Genomic DNA, 12,264 nt, shown 5'->3' with positions numbered 1-12,264 from the left:
GTTATTACGATTTTGTCGGTGGAATCCCTGGTGGTAAACAACGTCAAGCAAATTTACGTGCCTTGTATGATCGTGCCCGTCAATATGAAGAAACATCATTTCGAGGTTTGTTTCGTTTTCTTCGATTTATTGAACGAATGCAAGATCGTGGCGATGACTTAGGAGCTGCTCGTGCACTTGGTGAGCAAGAGGATGTTATTCGACTCATGACGATTCATAAAAGCAAAGGTTTAGAGTTTCCGATCGTATTTGTTGCGGGATTAGGGAAGCAGTTTAATATGCAAGATTTACGAGCAAAAGTCATGTTGCATAAAGATTTAGGATTTGCTTCAAAATTTGTTCATCCAAAATTACGTGTAAGTTATCCTACTATTGCTCAACATGCGATGAAGAGACGTATGCAATTTGAAATGATAGCAGAAGAAATGCGTGTCTTGTATGTTGCATTAACACGTGCTAAGGAAAAGCTTATTTTGACAGCAACAGTTAAAGATGCAGCAAAGAAATTACAAAGCTGGAAAGATTCATTAGAGGAACAAGAATGGCTTCTACCAGCATTTAAACGTGCGAATGCCGTATCATATACTGATTGGATTGGTCCAGCTTTGATCCGTCATCATCAAGTTGAAAAACATATCGGTGAAACAGTTATAAATCAGTCACCATATGATCTTAAACAATATCCAGCAGAATTCAGTGTGCAACTATCAAGTTCGGTTGGATTAGAAGAAGAAGCTTCTGCTCATATCGAAAAACAAGAAGAGTTACTAAAGAGTGTTGAAAGTTGGGAGCCGATTAATAGTAAGAGTGAGCTCGTAGACACTGTTGAACAACGCTTGAATTGGTCCTATCCATATCGAGATGCAGTTGAGAAAAGAGCAAAGCAATCTGTTACAGAAATTAAGCGTACACAGCAGCAAGATGAATATACTGATAATCAGTATGTACGTCAATTCCGTGGACCAATTCAATCACGTCCTCGTTTTATGCAAAAGGAAAAACTTACTGCACCAGAGCGTGGAACAGCAATGCATATGGTTATGCAGCATGTAGAGTTAAGAGAGAAAATAGATATAGATACAATTGCAACTAAAGTAGATGAGATGGTAGCAAAAGAACTATTAACAGCAGAACAAGCAAATGCTATTGATGTGAAACAAATTGTGGCGTTTTACGAGACAGATCTTGGTCAACGGGTAATTGAGTCAGAAAGTGTGAAACGTGAAGTGCCATTTACGATGACACTTCGCTCTAACGAAGCGTATCCCAATTGGTTAGGAGAAGGTGAGTCCGTTCTCGTACAAGGTGTAATTGATTGCGTAATAAAAGATAGTGAAAGCCTTGTGTTGATAGATTATAAAACTGATGCGATTCAAGAACGATTTAAAGGTGGATTTGTTGAAGCGAAACCCAAACTAGTAAGTCGATACAAAATTCAAATAGATATGTATACAAAAGCATTAGAACAAATATGGAAACGTCCTGTTACAGAGCGATATTTATATTTCTTTGATGGTGGACATGTGTTGAAACTATAAGTATATGTTCCAAAAAAGTTAAACGAACTGGTTAAGCTTCTGTTTTTCTAGTAAGAGAAATGAAGAAGTAAGCTTATTAAAATATTCAATGTCTATAAGTGAAACCCCTGAGGCTACTCGGGGGTTTTACATAAGTATGAAGTGAATAGGTTGGAAGAGAAGGTGAGGAAATGCGACTTTTACATACAGCGGACTGGCATCTAGGACGTACGTTAGAGGGAAGAGACCGATTAGAAGAACAAGAGCAGTTTCTGAATGAAATATGTGAGATTGTAGAAAGGGAACAAATTGATGCTGTATTGATGGCAGGAGATGTATTTGATACAGTTAATCCTCCTTCACGTGCTGAACAGCTGTTCTACGATAGTATGGCTAGATTATCAAATAATGGGAAACGTCCTGTCATAGTAATCGCTGGTAACCATGATAATCCTGATCGTTTACAAGCATCATCTCCACTTGCAAGAAAGCAAGGGATTACGCTAATAGGTTATCCTACTGAGAGAGTATGCTCAATTGTTATCCCAACAGCAGAAGAGATATTAAAGGTAGCTGCATTGCCGTATCCATCTGAAGCACGATTGAAGAAGGTGTTATCAGAAGAAAACGAAGAACTGAAGTTACGTGAAAGCTATGATGCACAAATCCGTTATTTGTTTAGTGAGATGAGCAAATCATTTACAGATGAGAGTATTAATATCGCAATGAGTCATATTTTTACAGCTGGAGGAAGTGCAACGGAATCAGAACGTCCAATTGAAGTTGGCGGTGCATATACTGTAAGGGCGACAAGTTTGCCTGAAAGAGCACAATATACGGCATTAGGTCATTTGCATCGACCTCAAAATATTAAACATGCGAAGTCACCAGCGCGATACTCTGGTTCACCTTTAGCCTTTAGTTTTTCAGAGTCAAGTTATACAAAATCTGTAACGATTGTTGAGCTTTCTCCGCCAAAAGCAGAAAAAGAGATAAAGATTGATGAAGTATATTTGTCTAGTGGAAGGCCACTCGTAACATGGAAGGCAAGAAATGGGTTACAGGAAGTATATAATTGGCTCGAAGAAGGGCGAGATAAGCAAGCTTGGATCGATTTAGAAGTGAATGTTGAGCATGCACTATCAATCGAAGAGATCCACCGTTTGCGAAAGCAACATCGTGGTATTATCCATATTCGACCAATTTTTCCAGAGATGGAAACAGATGAGGAAAGTACTAAAGTTCAGAAATTACCTATCGATGAGATGTTTAAGCGATTTTATCAAAGGCAGACTGGTGGAGGTATGCCTGAAGGTGAATTAGTCCAATTATTTATGGAATTAGTTCACGATGAAGAGGAGGTGAAATAAATGCGACCGATTCAATTAAGTGTAGCAGGTTTGCATAGCTTTCGTGAAAAACAAGAGGTTGATTTTGAAGCATTAACGAGTGGTGGCGTATTTGGGATCTTTGGTCCAACTGGAAGTGGAAAATCCTCATTACTTGATGCTATGACACTTGCACTATACGGTAAAGTTGAGCGTGCAGCCAACAATACACAAGGGATTATGAATCATGCTGAAGATACATTAGATGTTGGATTGACCTTTGAATTAGGTAACGCAAAAGCGACAAAGCGGTATCGAGTGGAGAGGCGTTTTAAACGAACTGGAGATGTGAATCTTCGTTCATCATCATGTCGTTTACTTGATTTATCTGAAGGTGAAACAGTTGTAATAGCGGAGAAGGCAGGAGATGTGAATGAATCAATTCAAGAATTGCTTGGATTAACGATTGATGATTTTACACGTGCAGTTGTACTTCCACAAGGAAAGTTTGCGGAATTTCTATCATTAAAGGGATCTGATCGACGGCAAATGTTGCAACGGTTATTTCACTTAGAACAATATGGTGATCGGTTAAATCAAAAACTACGTGAACGTATTCAAGAAGCAGAAGTTTCTATTGGGCAAATTGAGGCAGAGAAGAATGGTCTTGGTGATGCTTCAAAGGAAGCTCTTAAGTTAGCAGATGAACATCTACAAGAAGCAGAAAAACAATTAATTGAAAAAAAGGGGCAACTTGAAAAAATTGAGTCACAATTTGAAGAGGCGAAATTAGTTAAGCAATTACAGGAGCGAAAAGAACAAATAGAAGGTGTTTTGAGCGAACTACAAAAACAACAGTTTGAAATTGAACGCTTATTTGAAAAGTTAGAAAAAGCAAGGCAAGCTGACTTATTATCACCATATCTTGAAGAATTTGAACTTGCTAATGCTCAAAAAGAAAAAGCTGACAGTGAGAAAACGTTTATAGAAAAGCAATATAATAAGGCTAAGAAATTAGCGCTTGAAAGTGAACAAAGTTATCAAAAAATAAAAAAACAATTTGATGTGGAAATGCCAATATTAACGCAAGAAATTGAAAAATTACGCGTAGCTGTGGAAGAAAAACAGACACTAATTCAAATACAGCATGAACAAAAGAAATTAATAGAAGAAATAAATAATCGACAAAATGAAGTGTTGAAAGTACAAAATCAAATGAAACAGGCGGAACATTTACAAGAAAAAGGGCTAATGCGTCAAAAAGAGTTGCAAGAAAAAATGAATGAAATTGAAATACCTGTAGAAGAGCGTCAACAGATTCAGTCTGCTGTTTTAGCGAAGCAAGCGATTGAGCATCAAACCCAGCATGTAAAGGAATTGAATGAGAGATTTCAAGTACGCACTGATCAGTATGTTCAGCAGAAAAATGCGCTGCAATCGTCCGAGCAACAATTACAAATTTCGAACGAATCTTTGAAGCAACTGTTCGAAAGAAATGAACGAATTTATACAGTAATCGCCGAACGAGAGAGGGAGCTGGAAAAACATGCGACATTTATTACAAATGTTTTGCATCGTAAGAAAGCAGAATTTGATAAAGAGAAAGCGAATCAGTTAGCTAATGAGCTTGTTCATCAGCTAGAGCAAGGAAAACCATGTCCTGTTTGTGGTTCAATTGAGCATCCAGCCCCACTTCAATTTAATAACAGTGATGTTTCACAATTAATCGATTATATCCAGCATGTAGAAAAATTGCTTCGTGAATTTGAGGATATGAAAATTCATCTTTCTTCATATCGACTTCAACTTGAACAATGTTCAGCAGAGTTAACTGAAGTACTGAAAGATAAGACACCAGTTTTGCAAATTCAACAAGAAATTAAGCCAATCGTTAACGAATTAAGTGAAGAAGACATTGAGAATGGATTCCAAAGTTTTTCTACAGAATATAAGGCACTTGGCCAAGATGTATTAGAGTTAAAGGAGGCTATAAGAAAGCAAATTCGAACTTCTCGTGAAGCGAGACAAGCATTTGAAGAAAGAGAAGGTCGAATTGTACATCTACAAAAAGATCTGAAAGTTGAAGAAGAACGCTGCACTCTGAAACAAGCAGAGCTTGAAAGAATGACGAAAGATTGGATCAAGCAGTTTCCTAATCTAATAATTGATGAAGTAAGTAGTCGATATAACAAATTAAACGAAATCGATAAGTTAATTGTAGACCTTCGTATGCGAATTGAGAAAAGTGTGCCTTATTTAGAAGAGAAAGAGGAAGAGATCAAGCACCTTCATCAGCAATCGGTACAAAGTGAACAGCAACTAGCAATTGCTAAAACTTCAATTGAGTCAAAAGAACGTGAAGCTAATCGTCTACTTCAAAAGGTCGAAAGGTATGCTCAAGTTGACCAAGTTGAAAGTAAGTTAACTGAAAAGAAACAAACAATGGATAGATTAAATATAGATATGGAACAAACATATCAAACTTGGCAGCAAGAGAAAGAAAAATATTATCAGATACAAACAAAGGCTGCATCTGCAACATCAACATATGAGCATGCTAGTGATCGTGTAAGACTTGCTGAAAAAAGGTGGGATGAGAAATTTAGTAACTCATCATTTGTAACGGTTGAGTCATTAAAAGATTGTATCAAATCGAAAGATGAACAAGAAAGTTGGCAACATACCATTGATTCACATAATGAGCAGATGAAGCAATGTAAGGCAAATTATTCTGAAGTAAAGAAAGAACTGCAAGGTCGGACACTACTAGATGAGCAATGGAAACAGGTGCAGTTACATCGCAACACCTTACAAGAAGAAGTTTCAAATGCACAAGAGAGAAAAGGTGCAATGTTTGAAATGCTTCAAGATGTAAAGCGAAAGGCTGAACGTTATCATCAGTTAGATGTTAAAGGTAAAGGATTAGAAAAGGTAAATGAGCGCAATAAGAAATTACAGCAAGTGTTTAGAGGGAATGCATTCGTTGAATTTGTAGCTGAAGAACAGCTTGTCCATGTGAGTAAAGATGCATCTGATCGACTAAAGAGATTAACGCGTGGACGTTATGCAATAGAAGTAGATTCAGAAGGTGGTTTTATTATTCGAGATGATGCAAATGGTGGTGTGAAAAGACCGGTATCGACATTATCTGGAGGTGAAACATTCCTTACATCATTATCGTTAGCCTTATCTCTGTCAGCACAAATTCAGTTGCGAGGAGAATATCCATTGGAGTTTTTCTTCTTAGACGAGGGGTTTGGAACACTTGATCAAGAGTTATTAGATACGGTAATTACTTCGTTAGAGAAGTTAAACAATCAAAAATTATCTGTCGGTGTAATTAGTCATGTTCCTGAATTGAAGGAACGACTTCCACGAAAGCTTATCGTAACACCAGCTGAACCTTCAGGGAAAGGAAGTTCTGTACATCTCGAAGCACTTTAAGTAACGAGCATAAAATCAATAAGGAGAATAGTTAAATTTAATCAACTTCTGAAATAACAACATTCATCTAAGTCAATATTAAGTACATTAAAGAAATAAGTGTATTAATCTCATGTATGACTCCTAAGACTATAATGTGCGTTATTGGAAAAGGAGTTGATCAAATGGGGAAGAGCAAGGCTATTGGAGTGTGCGAGTTATGTGGTAGAAGAGATGTAGAGACTACAATTCATCATCTTATTCCAAAAGAAATGGGAGGCACTCACAGTGAGGTAGCTAACCTTTGTATAGCTTGTCATCGTCAAATTCATGCGCTCTATACAAATGTTGAATTGTCAACACGGTTACATTCACTTTGTACACTAAGAGAGGATGAACAAATAAAGAAATTTTTAAAATGGATTCGTAAACAGCCATCAGAAAAATTGGTGACACTGAAAAAATCTAATCATATAAGGAAGAAGACTCACTAAGAAAGTGTTGCCTTCTTCCTTATACATTTCCAACAGTGGGCTGATCGACGACATCTGGATCAAAGTTGTTTGTTAAACTAATGCCATTGTTGGTGTTGACGAAGTTACCAGTATTAGCTCCCCCTGAACCAGTAACGAGTTTAGAAGCACTCTTTGGAGAAGTATTCAATGAATCACCGAAATTAACGATCCCGCTGACACTGTTAATGTTGATTGGTCCACCGATAATTGAAGGCATGTTCAACACCCTTTGAATTGGGTTTACTTAGCACTTAAGAGTGTAGGTATCCTTTTTTAATGTAGTCATACTAAAGATAAACATCTACCCTCCAAGTAATTCTACTTAATTATAATCATATGCAATACAATTAGCTTATGTTCGATCATTGGGTTCGGTGAGTTGTCGAATGTGCTTTACTCTCGATTCATTTATGATGCATCTTGTTGAACCAATATGAAGTATAGAAGCAGTTGATACACCAAGAATGTCTAGGTTATTAACACATATTTTTTTACTTATATTATTCCTTCTCATTACGATAGGTTCAGTTGTTACTAGATGTGGCAATAATCTATTAAAAATAGGGAATTCGGAAAAGTTTCCTTCTTCCGAGTAAAAAATTTGTTCTTGACGTTGAACTGCAAATACCCTTGAAAAAGCAAAAATCTGACACGAATCACCAATCTCAAATGTGGATGTAAAGGATAAAGCATTGAGGTCGATTTTACCTACATGAGAAACTCTTACCATGTGCTTCACTTCCTTATTATTCTGGTGCAAACGGCACAAATGGTCCGATAATTAAAGACTCAGGAGGTGTATCAAAAGTAGAGGATAAACTAATTCGTTCAGTATCACCGATCAATACGACAGAAGATGTTGATACACCGTCGATCTGAATGTTATTTACACACAATTCACCGTTATTGACGTTGAAGATCATAATGTCACATTCCCTTCTGAAGCATATTTTGCATAAATGTATGAATACCATTTTCGATGTCTGTTTGAATGGTTGAACAAATATGTTGAACGACTTTCTCCTCACCATCTTTTTGGACTTGATGAGGTGTAACTTGATTTAGATAACTCATTATTCGATTATCCAGTTGATTTTGTATGTCTTGTAAAATAAACGGGTACATCGTAACATCGATAGGGTACTGTAATTCATTTGCTTTACTTTGGATCAGGTTGTTGCAATCTTTTCTTAGAAAATGCTCCATTTGATGTTTTATCTTTGGCAAAAGATTTGGATGAGTTTTCATGACTTGTGGTGAAGACTCTAGCGCTTCTTCACTATTTATAAAATCCTCTATCTCTCCAGGTGTATTAGGAGTTAGTCCGATATTTAAAGTTCCCTCAAGTGTTTCAATCTTAAGTTGATCAAAATGATACTCTATTTTCTCTATTCCATTCCCGTTGTTATTTTGCATCGATGAAAGTTGGTCTTTTAGTTCAACTATCGTTTCTTCTAATTGATCGATTCGTTGGGTTTGTTGTTGAATATAGTCTTGAAGTTTTGAAAGATAATGACCATAATGATGGTTTGACCACAAGAAAAATCCTCCTCTTATCTAAAATATATGTTGTTTAAGGGCTTGTTAATGGGACAAGTGAAGTTGAAGTAGGTTCAGCTATTTGAGGAGCAGCCTCTTTAAAACCCCCAGAATTATATAAATTAGAACAAGAATTAATAATACCTGCACTTCCTATTTGTAAGAAGGATGAGTTTGAAATTCCGCCGATTTTGATGGTATGAATGTTAATTTGTTGATTGACGTAATAATTTGTTTGTTGGTTAACAATGGTAGCCATCATAATCCCTCCAACTTATAGGTTTCCAGTAACTGGCTGATCATATAAATCGTTATCGTACGTATTTGTAACGCTATAATCATTTCGTAATTGGATCCGTTCAGCAGTATTAAATGAACCGGCACCAGAGAAAGTTTTTGCTGAGCTTTCAGGTGCAATTGTATAAACATCACCGATATTAAAAACAGCAGCAGTACCCATGCTGTTCACATTTACTGCTCCAACAAAAGCTGGCATAAGCATGCTCCTTTTATCAAGGGATAAAGTGAAAATTCCATCAGTAGAGTTTTCATTTGGCACGCTGATACTGATACTAAACTTTGTTGACCATGTATAGCTTTGAATTGAGAATCTCAGCGTCAGATGACACATCCTAAACATAGTTTCCTTTATGACAATCTATGCGTTATGAAGTAAAGGTATGCTTCATGTTGTAAAAAGCAGTAGTCTACAACTGATCGCGATTAATATACTACTAACTAACCTTTATAGTGTCATTTTTTTGTAAAAAGATAGTCAAAAAATTGATTCGTTTTCAAACCAAAAAGTGGTATATTTAAAATAAAAGTATTTGAATTTTCTAAAAATAAAGGGGGATGAATATGCAAGTACCATTATTATTAAATGAATTTTTGGATCGTTCAGTCAGGTTGTATAGTGAAAAAAAAGCTGTTATTAATGATGATGGAAGAGAATTTACATATGAAGAGTTGAATGGGCGTGTAAATCAGCTATCACACGGTTTGAAACACTTAGGGATAGAGAAGGGTGACAGAATCGCTTATTTAGCACCAAATACAGTTGAGATGTTAGAAGGTTTCTATGGTGTTTTTCAATTAGGTGCAGTGATGGTACCACTTAATATACGTTTAAAGCCTGAAGATTACGTATTTATATTAAATCATAGTGGGTCAAGGTTATTATTTTGCGATCAAGAATTATATCATATGATTGAACCAATTAAGGATAAACTCGAAACTGTTGAAAAAATTATCGTCCATTATGCAGATGACCATTCAACTGAAATTGACTATGATAAGTGGTTAAATGAACATTCAATTCAAGCATTTACTCGTACACCACTTGATGAAAATGACGTATGCTCCTTGCTATATACGAGTGGTACAACTGGAAATCCCAAAGGGGTTATGCTTACTCACCGTAACAACTATTTACATGCGTTATCAATGATGCATCATCTTAGAGTTTCAGATGAAGACGTTTATCTGCATATTTTACCTATGTTTCACGTTAATGGTTGGGGTGCCCCTTTCTATTATACAGCAAATGGGGCAACGCATATTTGCTTACGTAAAGCATCTCCTGAAGCGATTTTTGAAAAAATTCAAAAACATAAAGTATCGTCAATGCATATGGCTCCAACTGTATTAAATTCGTTAATCCAATATTATGAAGCAAACAAGGTTGAAATGAATCATCATTTACGTGTAGTTATTGCAGGATCTGCACCACCACCTGCATTCGTAACACGTGTGGAAGAAGAGCTTGGCTGGGAGTTCATACAAGTGTATGGTATGACTGAATCTTCCCCTTTAAGTACGATTTCTCGGATTCGTTCTAATATGAAGCAACTTCCAAAAAAGGAACAATATAAATTAAAAGCAAAAGCAGGGCATGAAATTGTAGGATGTCAAGTTCGAGTTGTTAATGATCTTGGTGAAGAAGTTCCACATGATGATAAAGCTATTGGTGAGGTTGTTGTGCGAAGTAATGGTGTAATGGTGGGGTATTGGAAGAATGATCAGGCTACAGCTGAAACAATAAAAAATGGCTGGTTACATACAGGTGATATGGGAACGATTGATGAGTTTGGTAACGTAGATATCGTTGATCGAAAAAAAGATGTGATTATCAGTGGGGGGGAAAATATCTCATCAATTGAAGTGGAGGGTGTACTGTATGACCATCCGAATGTTTTAGAGGCTGCTGTTATTGCACTTCCACATGAAAAATGGGGTGAGACACCTCATGCATTCGTTGTTGTCAAAGAAGGTTTTCAGTTAACGGAAGAAGAAGTCATTCAATTCTCTCGTGAAAACCTTGCTCATTTTAAAGCGATTACAGGAGTCACGTTTGTAGATGAATTACCAAAGACTGCATCGGGGAAAATTCAAAAAGTACATTTGCGTAACCAAAAATGGGAAGAAAAAGGAAAGATAAAGGACGGACGTTTCGTTAATTAACAATCAATAAATATGTATAATTGATTGACATGGGAATGAAGCAAAAGCCTAAAAGAGAATTCATAACTCTTTAGGCTTTTTTAGTGTAAAAGCATATTTTTTAGACAGTTTTTTTGGTAAGTAAGAAGATAGTAACATGATCTTTCTAGTTATGATATTTTTTCGTGTCCAGTGTTGTTTTCAAATAAAACGACATTAAGCATCTTGTCTAATTCTTGACTATATTTGACCGTTAACTTTGATGAATAGCCATACATTTTGGCAGCAGCTATCATTTTTTCTCTTTGCTTTTCGATATTGTTCTTCAAGATATATCAGCCCTCATTTGTTTTTTAAATCCTTGTCTATTATGCGACAATTTAATAATTATTTAAACACTTTCGCCAAAAGAACAAATGAAATGACAAAACAAGTCATGCTTTTAGTAATTAAGGATTTAAGATGTGGCAACTCACTGAATATTTGAATTATTAAAATTTGCAGGGCTACAGTATATGGAATAGAATGTTGTATAGAAAGAGTGTAGTAATAGGAGGGATTCAACAATGCGTTTTGTTACAGCGAAAAAGGGAGAACGAGTATTTGTTGGTATAATGGACGAAGAGGGGAAGATGGTTCTTAACTTACAAAGTGCAGCTGAACTATTAGGGAAACATGCATCCTATTTATCAGATTTTCTGCGTTGTTTAGATAGAGGAGATAGTTTTTTAAAGGAAGTTGAAGAAATTTTATTGTTGGTTAAGAATACAACTGTTGGAAACGTATATGAAGATATAACGAAAGTTGAAATTCTTGCTCCTATACCAAGGCCGCGTAAAAATATTTTTTGTGTAGGAAAAAATTATGCTGCACATGCGATTGAAATGGGAAGTGAAGCAGATATTCCAAAGGCACCAATGCTCTTCTCAAAGGCACCTACGTCAGTTACAGGACCTGATTCGGTTATTCTTAATCATTCACATGTAACGAGTGAATTGGATTATGAGGGAGAGCTTGCTGTTGTAATCGGTAAAACGGGTAATAGAATAAGTGAAGAGAATGCAATGGAGTACGTGTTTGGTTACACTATTATAAATGATATTACTGCTCGTGATCTACAAACGAAGCATAAGCAATTTTTATTAGGGAAAAGCATGGATACTTCTTGTCCAATGGGACCAACAATTGTACATAAATCGTTAGTTCAGGACCCTCATCAGTTAAAAATAGAAACGAAAGTAAATGGAGAAGTAAGACAATCTGCAACTACAGAGCAGTTTATTTTCAATATTCCTAATTTGATTTCAACTATTTCACAAGCTACGACGTTAGAGGCTGGTGATATTATTGCAACAGGAACGCCGGCAGGAGTAGGTAAAGGGTTTCAACCACCTAAATATTTAAATCCAAATGATGTTATAGAGATAGAGATTGAGCAGTTAGGTATTTTAAGAAATTATATTGAAGCTTAATGATAAAGTCGCTAGCCTATTTATTAGG

Annotated in this window: 13 protein-coding genes; 6 read left to right on the top strand and 7 right to left on the bottom strand. The window is 36.1% G+C overall.

Annotated features, from left to right (window positions below; all coding sequences use genetic code 11):
- The 4 genes from BFG57_RS15610 to BFG57_RS15595 all read left to right on the top strand — a co-directional run.
- Positions 1 to 1,538 (top strand): 3'-5' exonuclease (locus BFG57_RS15610; RefSeq protein WP_175428371.1); only part of this gene is annotated, 1,538 nt, incomplete at its 5' end.
- 170 nt (positions 1,539 to 1,708) lie between these two features.
- Complete coding sequence (locus tag BFG57_RS15605) at positions 1,709 to 2,887, top strand: exonuclease SbcCD subunit D (RefSeq protein ID WP_069718413.1); 1,179 nt, start codon at positions 1,709 to 1,711, stop codon at positions 2,885 to 2,887.
- Positions 2,888 to 6,289 (top strand): AAA family ATPase, encoded by a 3,402-nt coding sequence (locus BFG57_RS15600; protein ID WP_069718412.1) that lies wholly within the window; start codon positions 2,888 to 2,890, stop codon positions 6,287 to 6,289.
- A 164-nt stretch (positions 6,290 to 6,453) separates the two neighbouring features.
- Positions 6,454 to 6,762 (top strand): HNH endonuclease, encoded by a 309-nt coding sequence (locus tag BFG57_RS15595; RefSeq protein WP_069718411.1) that lies wholly within the window; start codon positions 6,454 to 6,456, stop codon positions 6,760 to 6,762.
- Between the two features lie 19 nt (positions 6,763 to 6,781).
- Here BFG57_RS15595 and BFG57_RS15590 read toward each other — a convergent pair whose 3' ends face one another.
- The 6 genes from BFG57_RS15590 to BFG57_RS15565 form a co-directional block, all read right to left on the bottom strand.
- Positions 6,782 to 7,000 carry a spore germination protein gene (locus BFG57_RS15590; protein WP_069718410.1) on the bottom strand — a complete coding sequence of 73 codons (219 nt, stop codon included), beginning with the start codon at positions 6,998 to 7,000 and terminating at the stop codon, positions 6,782 to 6,784.
- Positions 7,001 to 7,135: 135 nt separating this feature from the next.
- Positions 7,136 to 7,513, bottom strand: a complete 378-nt coding sequence (locus BFG57_RS15585; protein WP_069718409.1) for a spore germination protein GerPE — start codon at positions 7,511 to 7,513, stop codon at positions 7,136 to 7,138.
- 16 nt (positions 7,514 to 7,529) lie between these two features.
- Positions 7,530 to 7,706 (bottom strand): spore gernimation protein GerPD, encoded by a 177-nt coding sequence (locus BFG57_RS15580; RefSeq protein WP_069718408.1) that lies wholly within the window; start codon positions 7,704 to 7,706, stop codon positions 7,530 to 7,532.
- A gap of 4 nt (positions 7,707 to 7,710) precedes the next feature.
- Positions 7,711 to 8,322: a spore germination protein GerPC gene (gene gerPC, locus BFG57_RS15575; protein WP_069718407.1), complete on the bottom strand. Its 612-nt coding sequence runs from the start codon at positions 8,320 to 8,322 to the stop codon at positions 7,711 to 7,713.
- A 34-nt stretch (positions 8,323 to 8,356) separates the two neighbouring features.
- On the bottom strand, positions 8,357 to 8,581 hold the full coding sequence (locus BFG57_RS15570; RefSeq protein ID WP_069718406.1) for a spore germination protein GerPB: 225 nt from the start codon (positions 8,579 to 8,581) through the stop codon (positions 8,357 to 8,359).
- Between the two features lie 15 nt (positions 8,582 to 8,596).
- Positions 8,597 to 8,818, bottom strand: coding sequence for a spore germination protein (locus BFG57_RS15565; protein WP_069718405.1), 222 nt, complete (start codon positions 8,816 to 8,818; stop codon positions 8,597 to 8,599).
- A 365-nt stretch (positions 8,819 to 9,183) separates the two neighbouring features.
- Between BFG57_RS15565 and BFG57_RS15560 the strand changes: the two genes are divergently transcribed.
- The gene (locus tag BFG57_RS15560; protein ID WP_069718404.1) at positions 9,184 to 10,785 is read left to right on the top strand and encodes a long-chain-fatty-acid--CoA ligase; all 1,602 of its coding nucleotides are present in this window, start codon (positions 9,184 to 9,186) and stop codon (positions 10,783 to 10,785) included.
- A 149-nt stretch (positions 10,786 to 10,934) separates the two neighbouring features.
- Here BFG57_RS15560 and BFG57_RS18480 read toward each other — a convergent pair whose 3' ends face one another.
- Positions 10,935 to 11,096, bottom strand: coding sequence for an aspartyl-phosphate phosphatase Spo0E family protein (locus tag BFG57_RS18480; protein ID WP_139125165.1), 162 nt, complete (start codon positions 11,094 to 11,096; stop codon positions 10,935 to 10,937).
- A gap of 234 nt (positions 11,097 to 11,330) precedes the next feature.
- Here BFG57_RS18480 and BFG57_RS15555 point away from each other — a divergent pair, with 234 nt between their 5' ends.
- Positions 11,331 to 12,236, top strand: coding sequence for a fumarylacetoacetate hydrolase family protein (locus BFG57_RS15555; RefSeq protein WP_069718403.1), 906 nt, complete (start codon positions 11,331 to 11,333; stop codon positions 12,234 to 12,236).
- The last annotated feature ends 28 nt before the right edge of the window (positions 12,237 to 12,264 follow it).

Source organism: Bacillus solimangrovi (assembly GCF_001742425.1).
In the GTDB taxonomy this organism is placed as follows: domain Bacteria; phylum Bacillota; class Bacilli; order Bacillales; family Bacillaceae_N; genus Bacillus_AV; species Bacillus_AV solimangrovi.
The sequence above is the reverse complement of the archived record's forward strand: the minus strand, read 5'-3'. Positions and strand labels throughout refer to the sequence as shown.